16 protein-coding genes are annotated in these 18,372 nt (G+C 61.5%); 8 read left to right on the forward strand and 8 right to left on the reverse strand.

Going from position 1 to position 18,372, the window contains the following annotated elements:
- Positions 1–78: 78 nt before the first annotated feature.
- Together AC3B5Q_RS12230 and AC3B5Q_RS12235 are read right to left on the reverse strand one after the other, a co-directional pair.
- Positions 79–801, reverse strand: a complete 723-nt coding sequence (locus AC3B5Q_RS12230; RefSeq protein WP_021782389.1) for a UDP-2,3-diacylglucosamine diphosphatase — start codon at positions 799–801, stop codon at positions 79–81.
- On the reverse strand, positions 798–1,298 hold the full coding sequence (locus AC3B5Q_RS12235; protein WP_021782390.1) for a peptidylprolyl isomerase: 501 nt from the start codon (positions 1,296–1,298) through the stop codon (positions 798–800). The genes AC3B5Q_RS12230 and AC3B5Q_RS12235 overlap by 4 nt, the downstream gene beginning before the upstream one ends.
- 247 nt (positions 1,299–1,545) lie before the next feature.
- Here AC3B5Q_RS12235 and AC3B5Q_RS12240 point away from each other — a divergent pair, with 247 nt between their 5' ends.
- Complete coding sequence (locus AC3B5Q_RS12240) at positions 1,546–3,249, forward strand: glutamine--tRNA ligase/YqeY domain fusion protein (protein WP_488393104.1); 1,704 nt, start codon at positions 1,546–1,548, stop codon at positions 3,247–3,249.
- 9 nt (positions 3,250–3,258) lie between these two features.
- Positions 3,259–4,641 carry a cysteine--tRNA ligase gene (gene cysS, locus AC3B5Q_RS12245; protein WP_021782392.1) on the forward strand — a complete coding sequence of 461 codons (1,383 nt, stop codon included), beginning with the start codon at positions 3,259–3,261 and terminating at the stop codon, positions 4,639–4,641.
- 80 nt (positions 4,642–4,721) lie between these two features.
- Here the strand turns inward: cysS and AC3B5Q_RS12250 are convergent.
- From AC3B5Q_RS12250 to csiR, 4 genes are all read right to left on the reverse strand, one after another.
- A protein-coding gene (locus AC3B5Q_RS12250) for an IS3 family transposase (RefSeq protein ID WP_488392707.1) occupies positions 4,722–6,076 on the reverse strand; the annotation gives its coding sequence in 2 pieces (ribosomal slippage) (positions 4,722–5,600 and positions 5,603–6,076; 1,353 coding nt in all).
- Positions 6,077–6,204: 128 nt separating this feature from the next.
- Positions 6,205–7,596, reverse strand: coding sequence for a sensor histidine kinase (locus AC3B5Q_RS12255; RefSeq protein ID WP_021782393.1), 1,392 nt, complete (start codon positions 7,594–7,596; stop codon positions 6,205–6,207).
- Positions 7,574–8,254, reverse strand: coding sequence for a response regulator transcription factor (locus AC3B5Q_RS12260; protein ID WP_003248078.1), 681 nt, complete (start codon positions 8,252–8,254; stop codon positions 7,574–7,576). Before AC3B5Q_RS12260 ends, AC3B5Q_RS12255 begins: the two co-directional genes overlap by 23 nt.
- A gap of 74 nt (positions 8,255–8,328) precedes the next feature.
- Positions 8,329–9,024 carry a DNA-binding transcriptional regulator CsiR gene (gene csiR, locus AC3B5Q_RS12265; RefSeq protein ID WP_021782394.1) on the reverse strand — a complete coding sequence of 232 codons (696 nt, stop codon included), beginning with the start codon at positions 9,022–9,024 and terminating at the stop codon, positions 8,329–8,331.
- Between the two features lie 195 nt (positions 9,025–9,219).
- On the opposite strand from csiR, the gene glaH reads away from it, so the two are divergent.
- The 6 genes from glaH (at position 9,220) to proP (ending at position 16,917) form a co-directional block, all read left to right on the forward strand.
- Positions 9,220–10,197, forward strand: a complete 978-nt coding sequence (glaH, locus tag AC3B5Q_RS12270) for a glutarate dioxygenase GlaH (RefSeq protein WP_021782395.1) — start codon at positions 9,220–9,222, stop codon at positions 10,195–10,197.
- Between the two features lie 114 nt (positions 10,198–10,311).
- A complete protein-coding gene (gene lhgD, locus AC3B5Q_RS12275) occupies positions 10,312–11,562 on the forward strand; it encodes an L-2-hydroxyglutarate dehydrogenase (protein ID WP_021782396.1) in 1,251 nt (416 codons plus the stop codon).
- Between the two features lie 150 nt (positions 11,563–11,712).
- A complete protein-coding gene (gene gabP / locus AC3B5Q_RS12280; protein WP_021782397.1) occupies positions 11,713–13,104 on the forward strand; it encodes a GABA permease in 1,392 nt (463 codons plus the stop codon).
- 87 nt (positions 13,105–13,191) lie between these two features.
- On the forward strand, positions 13,192–14,085 hold the full coding sequence (locus AC3B5Q_RS12285) for a PA4780 family RIO1-like protein kinase (protein WP_021782398.1): 894 nt from the start codon (positions 13,192–13,194) through the stop codon (positions 14,083–14,085).
- A 196-nt stretch (positions 14,086–14,281) separates the two neighbouring features.
- A complete protein-coding gene (gene hemB / locus AC3B5Q_RS12290) occupies positions 14,282–15,256 on the forward strand; it encodes a porphobilinogen synthase (protein ID WP_010953815.1) in 975 nt (324 codons plus the stop codon).
- Positions 15,257–15,414: 158 nt separating this feature from the next.
- Positions 15,415–16,917, forward strand: coding sequence for a glycine betaine/L-proline transporter ProP (gene proP, locus AC3B5Q_RS12295; RefSeq protein ID WP_021782399.1), 1,503 nt, complete (start codon positions 15,415–15,417; stop codon positions 16,915–16,917).
- Here the strand turns inward: proP and AC3B5Q_RS12300 are convergent, their stop codons facing one another.
- Both AC3B5Q_RS12300 and AC3B5Q_RS12305 read right to left on the reverse strand, forming a co-directional pair.
- Positions 16,918–17,619 carry a YoaK family protein gene (locus AC3B5Q_RS12300; RefSeq protein ID WP_028697209.1) on the reverse strand — a complete coding sequence of 234 codons (702 nt, stop codon included), beginning with the start codon at positions 17,617–17,619 and terminating at the stop codon, positions 16,918–16,920.
- 9 nt (positions 17,620–17,628) lie between these two features.
- A complete protein-coding gene (locus tag AC3B5Q_RS12305) occupies positions 17,629–18,258 on the reverse strand; it encodes a riboflavin synthase (protein WP_021782401.1) in 630 nt (209 codons plus the stop codon).
- Between the last annotated feature and the right edge of the window lie 114 nt (positions 18,259–18,372).

An 18,372-nucleotide genomic window follows, 5' to 3' on the forward strand; every position in this document is an offset into this window, starting at 1 on the left:
GGCCTCTTCGCGGGCAAGCCCGCTCCTACAGGGGCCTGTGGGAGCGGGCTTGCCCGCGAAAGGGCCGGCCGTGTAACGTCAGGAAAACTCGAACGGCGCCAGCTGAAAGCCCTGCTCGTCAACCTGCAAGGCCCAACCGCGGCGGTCCCAGTCGCCCAGCACGATGCGCCGGGCCGGCTGGCCGTCGACCATCAGCTTGTGAATCGCTGGCCGATGGGTATGGCCGTGCACCAAGGTGCGCACGCCATGCGCCGCCATCACCTTGGGGACTTCTTCTGGCGTGACGTCGACGATTTCGGTGGACTTCATCCGCACTTGCGTGCGGCTTTCGCTGCGCAGCTTGCGTGCCAGCTTGTAGCGGGCCGACAGCGGCAGGTGGCGCAGGATCCACAAGCTCAGCGGATTGCGCAGCAGGCGGCGCATCTTCATGTAGCCCAGGTCGCGGGTGCACAGGGTGTCGCCATGCATCAGCAGCACCTGCTCACCACCCAGCTCGATCACGCTGGGGTCGTTCAACAGCGTGCAGCCCGCAGCTTCGCAAAAGGCCTGGCCAATCAGGAAGTCACGGTTGCCATGCATCAGGTAGATGGCCGTGCCACTGTCGCTCAGCCGGCGCATGGCCTGGCAGATCGACTGCTGGAAGGGCGTCATGGCGTCGTCGCCAATCCACGCTTCGAAGAAGTCACCAAGGATGTACAGGGCCTTGGCGTGGCGGGCGCGGCCATCGAGCAGATCAAGAAACGCCCGGGAAATATCCGGGCGTTCTTCTTGCAGGTGCAGATCAGAGATCAGCAGAATCACTCAATGATCTCGGCTTTCTCGATGATCACGTCGTCTGCCGGTACGTCCTGGTGGCCAGCTTTGGAACCGGTGGCGACCTTTTCGATGGCGTCGACCACTTCACGGCCTTCGATCACTTCGCCGAATACGGCGTAGCCCCAGCCTTGCACGTTCTTGCCGCTGTGGTTGAGGAAGTCGTTGTCGGAGGCGTTGATGAAGAACTGCGCCGAGGCAGAGTGCGGCTCCATGGTGCGGGCCATGGCGATGCTGTACTTCTTGTTCTTCAGGCCGTTGTCGGCTTCGTTCTGGATGCTGGCGCGGGTTTTCTTCTGGTTCATGCCGGCTTCGAAGCCGCCGCCCTGAATCATGAAGCCTTTGATCACACGGTGGAATACGGTGCCATTGTAGTGGCCGTCCTTGACGTACTGAACGAAGTTTTCGGTAGTCAGCGGCGCTTTCTCGGCGTCCAGTTGCAGGACGATGTCGCCGTGGTTGGTGGTCAGTTTGACTTTGGACATGCTGAAACTCGCTCTTTCAAGGCAATCAGAAATAGGGTGCGCAGGGCGCGGGTTATCACCAGACGCAGGATCAGGCGATCGCGACACATGGCGCGCACCGGCCATTTTGCCAGGCTGCGGCAAAAAGCCGTGATAAATCACATCAGTTTGTCCGGGCGCGGCTGTCAGCAGCTTGACTGCTTCGGCTATGATAGGCCCTTTGATTCAATCGGCCTACCCAGGCTGGACACACGCATTCAAGGATCCTATGAGCAAGCCCACTGCCGACAACGCGCCCAACGCCGCTGCCAAAGGCGCCCCCGCTGTCCCTGCGAACTTCCTGCGGCCGATCATCCAGGCCGACCTGGACTCGGGCAAGCACAGCAGCATCGTCACCCGTTTCCCGCCGGAGCCCAATGGTTACCTGCACATCGGCCACGCCAAGTCGATCTGCGTCAACTTCGGCCTGGCCAAGGAGTTCGGCGGCGTCTGCCACCTGCGTTTCGACGATACCAACCCGGCCAAGGAAGACCAGGAGTACATCGACGCCATCCAGAGCGATGTCAAATGGCTGGGCTTCGAGTGGGGCGGCGACGTGCGCTATGCCTCCGACTACTTCGACCAGTTGCACGACTGGGCGGTCGAGTTGATCAAGCGTGGCAAGGCCTATGTCTGCGACCTCACCCCTGAGCAAGCCAAGGAATACCGCGGCAACCTCAAGGAGCCGGGCAAGAACAGCCCGTTCCGCGAGCGCAGCGTGGAAGAAAACCTCGACCTGTTCGCCCGCATGAAGGCCGGCGAGTTCAAGGACGGCGAGCGCGTGCTGCGGGCCAAGATCGACATGGCCTCGCCAAACATGAACCTGCGCGACCCTATCCTGTACCGCATTCGCCATGCCCACCACCACCAGACCGGCGACAAGTGGTGCATCTACCCCAACTACGACTTTACCCACGGCCAGTCGGACGCCATCGAGGGCATTACCCACTCGATCTGCACCCTGGAGTTCGAAGGGCATCGTCCGCTGTACGACTGGTTCCTCGACAACCTGCCGGTGCCGGCACACCCGCGCCAGTACGAGTTCAGCCGCCTGAACCTGAACTACACCATCACCTCCAAGCGCAAGCTCAAGCAGCTTGTGGACGAGAAGCATGTCGACGCCTGGGACGACCCACGCATGTCGACCCTGTCCGGCTTCCGTCGCCGTGGCTACACGCCGGCTTCGATCCGCAACTTCTGCGAAATGATCGGCACCAACCGTTCCGACGGTGTGGTCGACATGTCGATGCTCGAGTTCAGCATCCGTGACGACCTGGACCGCACCGCGCCACGCGCCATGTGCGTGCTGCGCCCGCTGAAAGTGGTCATCACCAACTACCCGGAAGGCCAGGTCGAGCAGCTTGAGCTGCCACGTCACCCGAAGGAAGACATGGGCGTGCGTGTGCTGCCGTTTTCCCGCGAGCTGTACATCGACCGCGACGACTTCATGGAAGAACCGCCCAAGGGCTACAAGCGCCTAGAACCGGCCGGTGAAGTGCGCCTGCGCGGCAGCTACGTGATTCGTGCTGACGAGGCGGTCAAGGACGCAGACGGCAATATCGTCGAACTGCGTTGCTCGTACGACCCGGACACCCTGGGCAAGAACCCTGAAGGCCGCAAGGTCAAGGGCGTGATCCACTGGGTGCCGGCCGAGGGCAGCGTCGAGTGCGAAGTGCGCCTGTACGACCGCCTGTTCCGCTCGCCGAACCCGGAAAAGACCGAGGAGGGCGGCAGCTTCCTGGACAACATCAACCCTGCTTCGCTGCAAGTGCTCAGCGGTTGCCGTGCCGAGCCGTCGCTGACCCAGGCGCAGCCCGAGGACCGCTTCCAGTTCGAGCGCGAAGGCTACTTCTGCGCCGACCTGAAAGACAGCCAGCCGGGTCGCCCGGTGTTCAACCGCACTGTCACCCTGCGTGACTCCTGGGGCAGCTGAGGAACCGCCGTGCTTACCATCTACAACACCCTGAGCAAAACCAAGGAAGTCTTCAAGCCGCTGGATGGCAACAAGGTGCGCATGTACGTGTGCGGCATGACCGTATACGACTACTGCCACCTGGGCCATGGCCGCAGCATGGTGGCCTTCGACCTGGTCACCCGCTGGCTGCGCAAGAGTGGCTATGAGCTGACCTACGTGCGCAACATCACTGACATCGATGACAAGATCATCAACCGGGCCAACGAGAACGGCGAAAGTTTCGACGCCCTGACCGCCCGCATGATCGACGCGATGCACGAAGACGAACGCCGCCTGAACATCCTGCCGCCAGACCAGGAACCGCGTGCCACCGACCATATCGCCGGCATGCACGCGATGATCCAGACCCTGATCGACAAGGGGTACGCCTACGCGCCAGGCAATGGCGACGTGTACTACCGGGTCGGCAAGTTCGTCGGTTACGGCAAGCTGTCGCGCAAGAAGATCGAAGACCTGCGTATCGGTGCACGCATCGAGGTCGACGAAGCCAAGCAGGACCCGCTCGACTTCGTCCTGTGGAAGGGCGTCAAGCCGGGCGAGCCGAGCTGGGAATCGCCATGGGGCCCGGGTCGCCCAGGCTGGCACATCGAGTGCTCGGTGATGTCCACCTGCTGCCTGGGCGAGAGCTTCGACATTCACGGCGGCGGCAGCGACCTGGAGTTCCCGCACCACGAGAACGAGATTGCCCAGAGCGAGGCGGCCACTGGCAAGCAGTACGCCAACGCCTGGATGCATTGCGGCATGATCCGTATCAACGGCGAGAAGATGTCCAAGTCGTTGAACAACTTCTTCACCATCCGCGACGTGCTCGAGAAGTACCACCCGGAGGTGGTGCGCTACCTGCTGGTGGCCAGCCACTACCGCAGCGCGATCAACTACTCGGAAGACAGCCTGCGGGATGCCAAGGGCGCACTGGAGCGCTTCTACCACGCCCTGCGCGGCCTGCCACGGGTGGCGGCCAAGGGTGGCGAAGCCTTTGTCGAGCGCTTCAGCGTGGCGATGAACGACGACTTCGGCACCCCCGAAGCCTGTGCCGTTCTGTTCGACCTGGTGCGCGAGATCAACCGCCTGCGTGACAGCGACCCGGAAGCGGCTGCCGGTCTGGCCGGTCGACTGCGTGAACTGGGGGATGTGCTGGGTGTGCTGCAGCTGGAGGCCGATGACTTCCTGCGTGCCGGTGCCGAAGGCAAGGTCGATGCGGCTGAAGTCGAGGGCTTGATCCAGGCGCGCCTGCAGGCACGTGCGGACAAGAACTGGGCCGAGTCCGACCGCATTCGCGATCAGCTGACCGCCATGGGTGTAGTGCTGGAAGACAGCAAGGGCACGACTACCTGGCGTCTGGCTGACTGAAGTAACTGGGGCTGCGATGCAGCCCTTCGCGGGCACGCCCGCTCCCACAGGGTGGACTGCCCCCCAAAAGTTGGACAGTTTTAAGCTGCAGCCTGAGCCCTGTACTCCACAGGGCTCAGGCCATTGAGCCTCAGCTTGATGCGATCATGGTTGTAGTAGTGAATGTACTCATCCAGACCCGCTCTCAGCTCATCAATGCTCTCGAAACGCTTCAGGTAGAAAAACTCAGATTTGAGCGTGCCGAAGAAGCTTTCCATGGCCGCATTGTCCAGGCAATTGCCTTTTCGAGACATGCTCTGCTTTACCCCGCATTCGCTTAGCTTACGGCGGTATTGCGCCTGCTGGTAATGCCATCCCTGATCCGAATGCAGCACGAGCTTCGGTTTCTCTCCCAGGCAATCGAGCGCTTTGCCAAGCATGTTCCCAACCAGGCTATAGCATGGGCGGCTGGCCATTTCGTAGGCCACGATTTCGCCGTTGTACAAATCCATCACGGGCGACAGGTAAAGCTTCTGTTGAGCTACTTTGAACTCGGTTACGTCGGTCACCCACTTCTGGTTTGGGCGTTGAGCAACAAAATTTCGCTCCAGCACATTCGCTGCCACTTTACCGACGGTACCTCGATAGGAGCGGTATTTCTTGGGGCGCACTACTGATTTCAATCCCTGCTCAGCCATCAGCCGTTCAATGACCTTCTTGTTCACCCGCTTTTCCTTCCTGATTACGAGTGCGATACGGCGATAACCATAAAGCCCTTTCTGCTCGTGGTAGACGCGATGCACCAATGCCTTGAGCTCAGCATGCCGATCTGGCTTCTGCTGAGCTTTTAGCTGGTAGTAGAAGGTGCTGCGCGCCAGCTCGACCAACTGAAGGAGGTCAGGCAAAGGAAACCTGCGCTTGAGTTTGGAAACGATCAGGGCTTTTTCCCGCGTGTTCGTTCCTTTTCCTCGCGCAGAGCCTTGAGCTCCTTTAGGACAGCATTCTCCATGCGCAGGTACTCAAGTTCAGCCATCAGCTGATCTCGAGACTTCTGATCATCATTGGTATCGGTGGGTTTGGCAGGCTTGATCTTCTTCGGCACGTCGATTGGCTTTCTTGGCTTGATGGCAGTAGAGGGTGCAGGACTGCCACTGTAGTACTGCCGCTGCCAAATGCCTATCTGAGAGGACTGCCCAAGACCAAAGTGGGCAGCGGTCTGGCGCAGCGAAAGCCGATGCTCGTGCATATAGCTAAGCACCTGCTGTTTGAAATCACTGGTATAGCGCCGCCCATGCGAGCCTGGACCAATGCCATTATTGGCCTGATAACTGGCCACCCAGCGTCGAAGCAGGCTGAAATCGATACCTAAGTGTTGAGCCACCTTTCGGAAACCGTTGCTGCCATCCAGGTAGGCTGTGATCGCTGTGAGCTTGAATTGCTCGGTGTACTTACCCATAGATCCCCCAAGGGTTGGATTGGTGTCCAACTTCTTGGGGGCAGTCCAGGGATTGCGCACACTTGAAATGTCGCGCCAACCTGTGGGAGCGGGCGTGCCCGCGAAGGGCCGCAAAGCGGCCCCTGCTTCTATTTAGTTAGACCCGCAAGCGGGCAGTGCAGTACCAGCCTGGCCCCACCCAATTCGCTCTCGCCAATCTCCAGCCCGAACCCATGCAGGTCGACGATCGCCGCCACGATCGACAGCCCCAGCCCGAAGCCGGCATGGCGGTGGCCTTCATCGCTGCGATAGAACCGTTTCAGTACAGCCGTTCGCTCTGCTTCGGGAATTCCAGGCCCGCTATCCTCGATCGCCATGTGCACGCCGTTGTCATCCTGCGTGGCGGCAATGCGCACACGACCCCCCTCGGGTGTGAACTTGATCGCGTTGCCCACCAGATTCGCCAAGGCCTCGAACAGCAGTTCGCGATCGCCGTGCAGTGCCGGTAGCTGCGCAGGTTGGTGCAATTGCAGGTGAATGCCGCCATCCTCGGCCAACGGCAGGTAAAAATCGTGCAGTTCTACCAGCAGTTCGTGCGGGTCAAGCTGGACGAAGCCGGCACGGCGCTGGCGGTCTTCCAGCTCGCTGATGCGCAACAACCCGCGAAAACGCGCCATCAAGGTGTCGGTTTCGCCGATGGCCTGGTCCAGTGCTTCGGCTTGCGCAGAATCCACGGCGCTTTGCTGGCGAATACGGTACAGCTGGGCGCGCAGGCGGGTCAGCGGTGTGCGCAGGTCATGGGCAATGTTGTCGCACACACCCTTGACCTCGTGCATCAGTCGTTCGATACGGTCGAGCATGGCATTGACGATCGCCGCAAGCATGTCCAGCTCGTCACGGCGGGCCGACAGAGGCAGGCGGTGGGTCAGGTCGCCGGCGACGATCAGTTCGGCCTGGGCCTGGATCGCACGTATACGCTTGAGCGGCCTGCGCCTTAGCAGGTACCAACCGGCAAAACCCGGGATCAGAGTCAGCGAGATGCCCCAGAGCAGGGCGTGCAGGATGATTCGGGTAACCACGAACAGCGAGCCGTTGTCACGCACCAGCACCAGCCACCGGCCATCCTGTACCTTGATTGCCACTGCGTCGCAGCTGTCGCGAGGCATGCGAGGATCGTCGGCATCCAGGCAGCGTTTCAACTCATGGATCTTGCCGTCCAGCCTGAGCTCTGGGGGCAAGGCCCGCACGCTGCCGCCAATCGGGTTGAGCTGGGGGTCGAACAGGCCGTAGGCGTCAAAGCTGCGCTCCTCGAAGGCCTGGCTGGCAATCAGGGCATCGTCCAGCTGCTTGCCGCTCATGTGTGCGAACAGGTGCTGGCGCTGCAGCATGGAGTGACGGGTGAGTTTGCTCAGGTAGCTGGACACTTCGAAATACAGCACCCCCATGAGGATGCTGCTCCAGGCCACGAACAGAAAGCTGTAGAGTGCCAGCAGGCGGCTGGTAGAGGAGCTCCAGCCCTTAGACGGGTTCAGCAATGGCATAGCCGGAGCCCCGTACCGTACGGATCAGCGGCGACTGGCCGGGGGAGTCGATCTTCTTGCGCAGGCGGCCGATGTGCACGTCGATCAGGTTGGTGCCCGGGTCGAAGTGATAGCCCCAGACTTCCTCGAAAATCATCATCCGTGTGATCACCTGGCCACTGTGGCGCATCAGGTACTCCAGCAGCTTGTACTCGGTGGGCAGCAGGTTGAGGGTATTGTCACCGCGGCGCGCCTCGTGGCTGATCAGGTCCAGCTGCAGGTCGGCAACCTGCAAGCGGGTCTGGGTCATGGGCACGCTGTTGCGGCGCAGCAATACCTCGACTCGCGCGGCCATTTCGTCGGAGGCGAACGGCTTGGTCAGGTAGTCGTCTCCGCCGGCACGCAGGCCGCGCACCCGCTCATCGACGTCGGAGAGGGCGCTGATCATCAGGATCGGCGTAGCGATCTTGAGGTTGCGCAGGGTAGTGACGATGGTCAGGCCGTCGACCTCGGGCAGCATACGGTCCAGGGTGATCAGGTCGTAGCCGCCGGCAATGGCCTTGGCCAGGCCTTCACGGCCATTGTCGGCCCAATCCACCTCCAGGCCGTGGCTGGTAAGTTCGGCGACGATTTCCTGGCCGGTGACGGCGTCGTCTTCGATGGTCAGTACGCGAGGCATGCTGGTTCCCGGGCATCTAATGGAGATTTGATTGTGCCAAAGAATAGACAACCGGCGATTTAAGAAAAATTCATCTAGCGTGCGCCAATGCCTTCGGCATGCATGATCTGCGCGATGATTGGCACCGGTGTCATCAGGTGTGAACGCATCATGGCACTGGCGCGTTTGGCATCACGGGCGAGGATCACCTCGACCAGTGCCGCATGCTCCTGGCGCTTTAGTGCCAGCGCCTGTTCGGAAAACACAGTCTGCGTCAGCCACAGGTGGCGGTAGCGCTCGGCCTGGTCGAACAGGTAGGTGCGTGCCTGCAGCAGGTGCTTGGAGCCGCAGCCCGAGGCAATGGCAGTATGGAACGCCTTGTGCCGCTCGTCCCACACATCCAGCCGCTGCTCGCGGGTTTTCACTTCCACCACCTTGGCCAGGGTATGCGAGTGGGCCAGCACCGACGCCTCCCAGGCGTCGTCGCCGCGCTCGATGGCCAGGGCGATGATCATCGCTTCTAGGTTGGCGCGGGCGTCGTAGATGTCGTTCATCTCATCCAGCGACATGGGCGCTACCCGGTAGCCTTTCTGGCTGATCGCGTTGACCAGGTGCTCGGCCACCAGTTGCGACAGCGCTTCGCGCAGCGGGCCCACACCCAGGTCGTAGCGTTCCTTGAGGGCGCTCATCAGCAATTTTTCACCGGGCTTGAACACCCCGCGGATGATGTCCTGTTTGAGCCTCTCATACCCGCTGAATGCTGAGTTTTGTCGGGGGGCGAGCGCTTCCAAGATCCTGTTCCTCAAAACGTTTTGCCGATCATACCGAAACCCTCTGCCCACGAAAAACAATGGACAAACTCAAGCAGTGTCGCCGAAACATAAAAATGTAGACATTTTGGTCTGGTGGCGATATTTTTACCTCGCCCGCACTGATCCAGGTCATGACCGGACGGCGCCACCTAATTTTTTAGCCAGGACATTGCCATGAACGCTTTTACGCAGATCGACGAACTTGTCATGCCGCTGCCACTCGAACCGCAGGGCTATACCATCGCCCCCTCGAAACAGTCGCCGCGCCTGCTGGAACTGACCTTTGCCCGGGAAACCGTCGAAGCGTTCATGCAGGCCGTTGCCCAATGGCCGGTGCAGGCATTGGAGTACAAGTCGTTCCTGCGTTTTCGCGTAGGCGAGATCCTTGACGAGCTGTGCCAGGGCACGCTGCGCCCGGTGCTGCTCAACACCATCCTCGACCGCGCCACAGGTGGCATGCTGATTACCCCGATCGGCCTGGATGATGTGAGCCAGGCCGAAGACATGGTCAAGTTCACCACCGCCTGCGCCCACCTGATCGGCCGTTCCAACTATGACGCCATGAGTGGCCAGTTCTATGCGCGCTTCGTGGTGGTCAACAGCGACAACTCCGACAGCTACCTGCGCCAGCCGCACCGGGTCATGGAGCTGCACAACGACGGCACGTTCGTGAACCAGATCACCGACTACGTGCTGATGCTGAAGATCGACGAAAAGAACATGGAAGGGGGCAACTCGCTGCTGCTGCACCTGGACGACTGGGAGGAGTGCGAGGCGTTCTTCCGTCACCCGATGGCCCGCCGCGAAATGCGCTGGACCGCACCACCGAGCAAAAAGGTTGCCGAAGATGTGTTCCATTCGGTATTCGACACCGATGCCGAAGGCCGGCCGACCATGCGCTACATTGACCAGTTCGTGCAGCCGGAAAACTACGAGGAAGGTATCTGGCTGAATGCCTTGTCCGAGTCGCTGGAAGGCAGCGGCAAGAAAGTCTCGGTGCCGGTTGGCGTAGGCAGTTTCCTGCTGATCAACAACCTGTTCTGGCTGCATGGCCGCGATCGCTTCACCCCGCACGAGGGCCTGCGCCGCGAACTGATGCGCCAGCGTGGTTACGTCGCCTTCCCCAAGCCGCTGTACCAGCGCGGGCAATAATGACAGGGCGCGGGGCGGGCGCCCGCCCACGCGTTTTTGCACATAACAATGCCACCAGGCCCCGTGCGGGCCTTGGTGAGCCTGCCAGGCAATGCCTGCGTGTGAGGTAAGGCTGTGTACGATTTCATCATTATTGGCGGCGGGATTGTGGGCATGTCCACGGCCATGCACCTGATCAAGGTCTACCCGGATGCGAAGATGCTCCTGCTGGAGAAAGAGTCTGGCCCGGCCCGCCATCAGACCGGCCATAACAGCGGCGTGATCCACGCCGGCGTGTATTACACCCCCGGCAGCCTCAAGGCGCGCTTCTGCCTTGAAGGCAACAAGGCGACCAAAGCCTTCTGCACCCAACATGGCATCCGCTTCGATGAGTGCGGCAAGTTGCTGGTCGCCACCAACGATCTGGAAATGCAGCGCATGAAGGCGCTGTGGGAGCGCACGGCGGCCAATGGCCTGGAGCGCTACTGGCTGTCGGCTGAGGAGTTGCGCGAGCGTGAGCCCAACATCGTTGGTATGGGGGGCATCTTCGTACCGTCCAGCGGCATCGTCAATTACGCCCAGGTAACCGCTGCGATGGCCGCAGAGTTCCAGCGTGCCGGTGGCGAAATCCGCTATGGCGCAGAAGTGGTCGGCCTGCAGGAACAGGCAAATGAAGTGATCGTGCGCACTCAGCGTGATGAACTGCGCAGCCGTTTCCTGGTGACCTGCTCGGGGCTGATGGCCGACCGCGTGGTGGGCATGCTCGGGCTGCGTACCGAGTTCGTGATCTGCCCGTTCCGTGGCGAATACTACCTGTTGCCCAAGCAGCACAATCAGATCGTCAACCACCTGATCTACCCGATTCCCGACCCGTCGATGCCCTTCCTGGGGGTGCACCTTACCCGCATGATCGACGGCACCGTCACCGTAGGCCCCAACGCCGTCCTGGCGATGAAGCGCGAGGGCTACCGCAAGACCGATGTCAGCCCCAGCGACCTGTTCCAGACCCTGACCACGCCCGGCATCCTCAAGGTGCTGGCGAAGAACTTCCGCCCGGGCCTGATCGAGATGAAGAACTCGCTGTTCAAGGGCGGGTACCTCAAGCAGGTGCAGAAGTACTGCCCGAGCATTACCAAAGCCGACCTCACGCCTTACCCGGCCGGCGTGCGTGCCCAGGCGGTGTCGCGCGACGGCAAGCTGATCGACGATTTCCTGTTCGTCAACACTGCACGCAGTGTCAACGTGTGCAACGCACCGTCACCAGCCGCTACCTCGGCCATACCGATCGGCGCCTACATCGTCGAGAAAGTGTGCGAGCAGGTCGGCCTGCAGGGCGGCAACTTCCCCAAGGCCGACCTGTCGGCCAGCCAGAGGGCTGCCAGCTGACAGCCCGGTAACACCTTCTGCGGTTTCGTTTTACTCAACCCGTACTGCCCTGCTCACCATTCAGGGCAGGGCGGGCTTTTTCGCGCCTGCGTCGGTGACGTGCAGCCGGCGGCCCCTGCGTGGGCATGACAAAAACAACAAGGTAGCGCCATGCAAACCCACAAGAACAATTTGAGTCATGGATTGAAATCACGGCATGTCACCATGCTGTCCATTGCCGGCGTGATCGGCGCCGGGCTGTTTGTCGGCTCTGGCCGCGCCATCGCCGAAGCGGGGCCGGCCACCATCCTGGCCTATATCCTGGCGGGCGGCCTGGTGGTGCTGGTGATGCGCATGCTGGCCGAAATGGCCGTTGCCTCTCCGGACACCGGCTCGTTCTCAACCTACGCCGACCTCGCCATCGGCAAATGGGCCGGATACACCATCGGTTGGCTGTACTGGTGGTTCTGGGTACTGATCATCCCGATCGAGGCCAATATCGCCGCTACCATCATCAACTCCTGGGTCCCGCAGCTGGAGATCTGGGTGCTGTCGTTGGTGATCACGTTGCTGCTAACGGCCACCAACCTGTTCAGCGTGAAGAACTACGGTGAGTTCGAGTTCTGGTTGGCACTGGTCAAGGTGGTGGCCATCGTCTGCTTCATCGCCCTGGGTGTTTGCGCCATTTTCGGCCTGTTGCCTGGGTCCGGCGTCAGCGGCGTCTCGCGCCTGTGGGATACCGGTGGTTTCATGCCCAACGGCTTTGGTGCGGTGCTGAGCGCCATGCTGATCACCATGTTCTCGTTCCTCGGGGCCGAGGTGGTGACCATTGCTGCGGCTGAATCCGACGAGGCGGGCAAGCATATTTCCAAGGCCACCAATTCGGTGATCTGGCGGATAACGCTGTTCTACATCCTGTCGATCTTCATCGTCATCGCACTGGTACCGTGGACTGACCCACGCCTAGCTGCCGAAGGCTCTTATGTCACGGTGCTGGACACCCTGGGCGTGCCAAATGCCAAGGCCATCATCGACTTCGTGGTGCTGACCTCGGTGACCAGTTGCCTCAACTCGTCGCTGTACACCGCCTCGCGCATGGTCTATTCGCTTAGCCGTCGTGGTGATGCCCCGGCCTGTGCCCAGATAACCAGCCGCAGTGGTACACCCGTGGTGGCCGTGTTGTTGTCGACGGGGGCTGCATTCCTGGCGGTGATCGCCAACTACCTGGTGCCGGCCAAGGTGTTTGGCTTCCTCATGGCAAGCTCCGGCGCCATCGCCCTGCTGGTGTATCTGGTCATCGCCATTTCCCAGTTGCGCTTGCGCCAGCGCCTGACGGCACAGGGCAAGACGCTCGGTTACCGCATGTGGCTGTTCCCGTGGCTGACCTGGGGCGTGATCCTGTTCATCAGCGGCGTACTGGTATTGATGCTGTTCCGCCCGGATCATCGCCTGGAAGTGGTCTCGACGATGGTGCTGGCGGTGTTGGTGGTGTGCTCGGGGGTGCTGGTGACCCGACGCCGGGCGCGCGGGGCGGCGGTTGCTGGCGTAGGGCAGCGCGCCTGATTCGTCTGGCCTGAAGACAGACGAGCAAGTCGCATCAGGCTGTGAGAGGATGTCCGCCAACAAAGCCAGGACCCTGAACGCAGCCTGATGAAGACACCTAAAAGAATCGAACCGTTGATCGAAGACGGCCTTGTCGACGAAGTACTACGGCCGTTGATGAGTGGCAAGGAAGCCGCTGTGTACGTGGTGCGCTGTGGCAGCGAGGTACGCTGCGCCAAGGTCTACAAAGAAGCCAACAAGCGCAGCTTCCGCCAGGCCGCCGAATACCAGGAAGGCCGCAAGGTACGCAACAGCCGTCAGGCCCGGGCCATGGCCAAGGGCAGCAAGTACGGCCGCAAAGAAGCCGAGGATGCCTGGCAGAACGCCGAAGTGGCTGCGCTGTTCCGTTTGGCCGGTGCGGGTGTACGGGTGCCCAAGCCTTACGACTTCCAGGACGGCGTGCTACTGATGGAACTGGTGACCGATGCCGATGGCGATGCGGCCCCGCGCCTGAACGACGTACACCTGGAAGTTGAAGATGCCCGCGCGTTCCATGCCTTCGTCATTCGCCAGATCGTGTTGATGCTGTGCGCCGGAATGGTGCATGGCGATTTGTCCGAGTTCAACGTGCTGCTCGGCCCGGACGGGCCGGTGATCATCGACCTGCCGCAGGCAGTGGATGCCGCCGCCAACAACCACGCCTTCAGCATGCTGCAGCGCGATGTGGACAACATGGCCCATTATTTCGGGCGCTTTGCCCCGGAGCTGAAAAGCACCCGCTATGCGCAGGAGATGTGGGCGTTGTACGAGGCCGGCGAGTTGCTGCCCGACAGCCCGTTGACCGGGGTGTTCGAGGATGATGAACATGAGGCTGACGTAACCGGGGTGATGCGCGAGATCGACGCCGCCCGGATGGACGACGCTCGCCGCCGTGCAGCACGCGCCGAAGCTGAGCATGGGCCGGCCAAGGCAGAGGAGGTGACGCCGCCCTGGCTGCAGTAATTCAGTGCCTGTGCCGGCCGCTTCGCGGGTAAACCCGTTCCTACGGGATTTGCAGGCGCGGGTTTACCCGCGAAGAGGCCAACACAGGCAAACCCCGGGCGTTGCCATTGACGCAAGACACAATCTCGTCATTTAGCCTTTTCACTGGCGCGCGACAGGCATAAGGTATACGCCGTTCAAATTCCCTGGAGCTGTCATGTCCAACCAATTCCCGTCCGTTCGTCCCCGCCGCCTGCGCCAGAACGAGTCCCTGCGCACGATCTTCCAGGAAACCGAGTTCCGCCTTGAAGACCTGATCCTGCCGATCTTCGTCGAAGAGGGCATCGATGATTTCGTGCCGATCACCAGCATGCCCGGTGTCAATCGTATCCCCGAGAAGCTGTTGGCCCAGGAAATCGAGCGCTATGCCCGCGCCGGTATCAAGTCGGTGATGACCTTTGGCGTATCGCACCACCTGGATGCCGATGGCAGCGACACCTGGAACGAAAACGGCCTGGTTGCGCGCATGTCGCGTATCTGCAAGGACACCGTGCCGGAAATGGTGGTGATGTCCGACACCTGCTTCTGCGAATACACCAGCCACGGCCACTGCGGCGTGCTGCATGACCATGGCGTGGACAACGACGCCACCCTGGCCAACCTGGGCAAGCAGGCTGTCATCGCCGCCGCTGCCGGTGCCGACTTCATTGCCCCTTCGGCGGCGATGGACGGCCAGGTGCAGGCAATCCGCAGCGCCCTGGACGGTGCCGGTTTCCACGACACCGCGATCATGGCCTACTCCACCAAGTTCGCCTCGTCGTTGTATGGCCCGTTCCGTGAGGCCGGTGGCACCGCCCTGAAGGGCGACCGCAAAAGCTACCAGATGAACCCGATGAACCGCCGCGAAGCGGTGCGCGAGTCGCTGCTCGACGAGCAGGAAGGGGCGGACGTGCTGATGGTCAAGCCGGCCGGTGCCTACCTTGATGTGATCGCCGACATCCGCGCCGCTTCGCGCCTGCCACTGGCGGCGTACCAGGTGAGCGGCGAGTATGCGATGATCAAGTTCGGCGGCCTGGCCGGTGCTATCGACGAAGGCCGGGTGGTGCGCGAAAGCATTGGCGCAATCAAGCGTGCCGGTGCCGACCTGATCCTGACCTACTTCGCCATGGACCTGGCGCGCGAAGGTATCTGAAGCCAGGCCTTCGGCATGAAAGCCGCTGCCATTGCAGCGGCTTTTCTTTGGGCGCCGTTTGGTGGTGCCGCAAACGCACAAAAAAACAGTAAGCGCTGAATTATTTAGTGTCCTGTTGTATCTGATCCCTTAGAGCATTCATCGACAGGGATACGGGTATGAAACCTCGCAAGAAAAGCGTCCAGCCAATCGGCCTGAAGGACATCACCATCGTCGACGACGCCAAGATGAAGAAGGCGATCACAGCCGCCGCGCTGGGCAACGCCATGGAGTGGTTCGACTTTGGCGTATACGGCTTCGTCGCTTATGCCTTGGGCAAGGTGTTCTTCCCCAACGCCGACCCCGGCGTGCAAATGATCGCGGCCCTGGCCACCTTCTCGGTGCCGTTCCTGATCCGGCCTCTTGGCGGGCTGTTCTTCGGTGCCTTGGGCGACAGGTTCGGGCGGCAGAAAATCCTCGCCGCGACCATCGTGATCATGTCCCTCAGCACCTTCGCCATCGGCCTGATACCGTCCTACGCGAGCATTGGTATCTGGGCGCCGATCCTGTTGTTGCTGGCCAAGATGGCCCAAGGCTTTTCGGTGGGCGGTGAATACACCGGCGCCTCAATCTTCGTTGCCGAGTACGCACCTGACCGCAAGCGCGGTTTTCTCGGCAGCTGGCTGGATTTCGGTTCGATTGCCGGCTTTGTGCTGGGCGCAGGGGTGGTGGTGCTCATTTCCACGGTGCTGGGTGAAGAACAGTTCCTCGAATGGGGCTGGCGCCTGCCGTTCTTCCTAGCCCTGCCATTGGGCATCATCGGCCTCTACCTGCGCCATGCACTGGAAGAAACACCTGCGTTCCAGCAGCACGTCGACAAGCTGGAGCAGGGCGATCGTGAAGGCCTGGCCTCCGGGCCCAAGGTGTCGTTCAAGGAAGTGGCCACCCAGCACTGGCGCAGCCTGGTGACCTGCATCGGCGTGGTGATTGCCACCAACGTCACCTACTACATGCTGCTTACCTACATGCCAAGCTACCTGTCGCACAACCTGCACTACAGCGAAGACCATGGCGTGCTGATCATCATCGCGATCATGGTCGGCATGCTGTTCGTGCAGCCGATGATCGGCCTGCTCAGCGACAAGTTCGGCCGACGGCCGTTCATCATCGTCGGCAGTGTCGGCCTGTTGGCCTTGGCCATTCCGGCGTTCATGCTGATCAACAGTGGTGTGCTCGGGCTTATTTTCGCCGGCCTGCTGATCATTGCCGTGCTGCTGAATTTCTTCATCGGCGTGATGGCCTCGACGCTGCCGGCCATGTTCCCCACGCACATCCGCTACAGTGCCCTGGCCAGCGCCTTCAACATCTCGGTGCTGATCGCCGGCCTTACCCCGACCCTCGCTGCGTGGCTGGTGGAGAGCACAGGCGACCTGTACATGCCGGCCTATTACCTGATGGTGATCGCCGCTGTCGGGCTGGTCACCGGCCTGACCATGAAGGAAACTGCCAACAAGCCCCTGCGCGGCGCGGCACCCGCGGCATCGGACATCGAAGAGGCGCGTGAACTGCTGCAGGAGCACCACGACAACATCGAGCAGAAAATCGAGGACATCGATGCGCAGATCGCCGAGCTGGAAGCCAAACGCGAGAAACTGGCCCTGCAGCACCCGCGTATCGAATGATCAGCGCGGCATGTAGCCACGCTGCCAGGACCGCGGGATGAACCGCGATACCAGCGCCAGCACGCAGGCCAGCGCGCAGCTGCCGGCCAGCGCCTGCAGGCCCAGGTGTTGTTGCAACCAGGCGCCGAGTGCGGCGCCCAGCAGCATGCCTGCCCAAGGCACCAACTGCACCCGCCAGCCATTGCGCCGCTCGCCCAGCAGCCAGCGCCCCAGGCCGCGGCCGAAACGCGAAAGGGCGCCAGTCACGTAAGTCAGGCCGATGGGCAGGCCATTCACCTGCTCGACTACCGCATTGATCATGCCCATGGCCAGCGTGGCGGCCAACAGCGCGGGGAAGGTGGCTGGTAACGGCCACGCTGCCGCGAAAGCCAGCAGTGCGGCAACCACCAGCAGCACCGGCCAGGCTCGACGGCGCAATCCGTGAGCCAGGAGCACGCCCAGCGCATTGCCCGCGACAAAGCCCAGTACGGCGCCACTGAGGCGCAGTACCAGGGCCAGGTCTGCTTCACTGATGGCCACCGCCAGGCGTGTGGTGTTGCCACTCATGAACGAGACGAAATCGCCCAGTGCCAGCAAGCCGATGGCATCGGTCATGCCGGCCAGCACCGACAGGGCGGCGACCAGGCCGAGGCCGACGCGACCACGCATTACCTGCAGGCGCAAACGCCTGGCTGTGCGCGCGGGGAGGGCGTTAGGGAGCATGCGCAGGCCTCAGGGCAGCAGGTTTTCGCGGGCCAGGGTACCTTTGATGGTGCGCTCCACCACGTCGACCAGCACCATGGTCTGGTGGTCGACCTCGATATTGAGCAGCTCACCGGCACGGTAGCTGGCGAAGGTGGTCTGGCGCAGGGTTTCCGGGATCAAATTGATAGTGATCACGTTGTCCTCCACGTCAGCGACCGTCAGGCTGCAGCCATTGACCCCGATGAAACCGCGGGGAAACACGTACTTGCCCCATTGCGGCGGCATGCGGAACTTGATGAAGGCGCCGGTTTCCTTGATCGACAGCTCGACGATTTCGGCGGTGGTGGCGATGTGGCCGGCCATCAGGTGACCGCCGACTTCGGCGTTCATCTTCGCTGAACGTTCGATGTTCACGTGCTGGCCGGGCTTGAAGTTGCGCAGATTGGTGCGCTCGAGGGTAGCGGTCATGGCGTCGAACCTGACTTGGCTGCCGTCGATTTCGGTCACGGACAGGCAGGTACCTTCGACACTGACGCTGGCACCGATTTTCAGCTCGTCGAGCAATTCCGGGGTGAGGTCGATGGTGAACTGGTTGTGGCCCGGATAGGTGGTCACATCAAGCAGAGGGCGGACGGCCTGGACGATGCCGGTGTACATGGTGTTGCTCCTGGGCACGGAAAAGAAAACTTCCGAACGCTATGCCCGTAGCGCAGTAAATGCAAGACCGGCTTCTTGGTTGGCAAGCCGGCTTGCAGGTCTGGCGCAAGCGTT

Source organism: Pseudomonas sp. D5(2026), from assembly GCF_057766845.1.

Excerpts from the sequence above, each read along its gene's own strand:
- AC3B5Q_RS12235 (WP_021782390.1), bottom strand. The coding sequence starts at position 1,298 with ATGTCCAAAGTCAAACTGACCACCAACCACGGCGACATCGTCCTGCAA.
- AC3B5Q_RS12240 (WP_488393104.1), top strand. The coding sequence starts at position 1,546 with ATGAGCAAGCCCACTGCCGACAACGCGCCCAACGCCGCTGCCAAAGGC.
- AC3B5Q_RS12255 (WP_021782393.1), bottom strand. The coding sequence starts at position 7,596 with ATGCCATTGCTGAACCCGTCTAAGGGCTGGAGCTCCTCTACCAGCCGC.
- AC3B5Q_RS12260 (WP_003248078.1), bottom strand. The coding sequence starts at position 8,254 with ATGCCTCGCGTACTGACCATCGAAGACGACGCCGTCACCGGCCAGGAA.
- glaH (WP_021782395.1), top strand. The coding sequence starts at position 9,220 with ATGAACGCTTTTACGCAGATCGACGAACTTGTCATGCCGCTGCCACTC.
- gabP (WP_021782397.1), top strand. The coding sequence starts at position 11,713 with ATGCAAACCCACAAGAACAATTTGAGTCATGGATTGAAATCACGGCAT.
- AC3B5Q_RS12285 (WP_021782398.1), top strand. The coding sequence starts at position 13,192 with ATGAAGACACCTAAAAGAATCGAACCGTTGATCGAAGACGGCCTTGTC.
- hemB (WP_010953815.1), top strand. The coding sequence starts at position 14,282 with ATGTCCAACCAATTCCCGTCCGTTCGTCCCCGCCGCCTGCGCCAGAAC.
- proP (WP_021782399.1), top strand. The coding sequence starts at position 15,415 with ATGAAACCTCGCAAGAAAAGCGTCCAGCCAATCGGCCTGAAGGACATC.
- AC3B5Q_RS12300 (WP_028697209.1), bottom strand. The coding sequence starts at position 17,619 with ATGCTCCCTAACGCCCTCCCCGCGCGCACAGCCAGGCGTTTGCGCCTG.
- AC3B5Q_RS12305 (WP_021782401.1), bottom strand. The coding sequence starts at position 18,258 with ATGTACACCGGCATCGTCCAGGCCGTCCGCCCTCTGCTTGATGTGACC.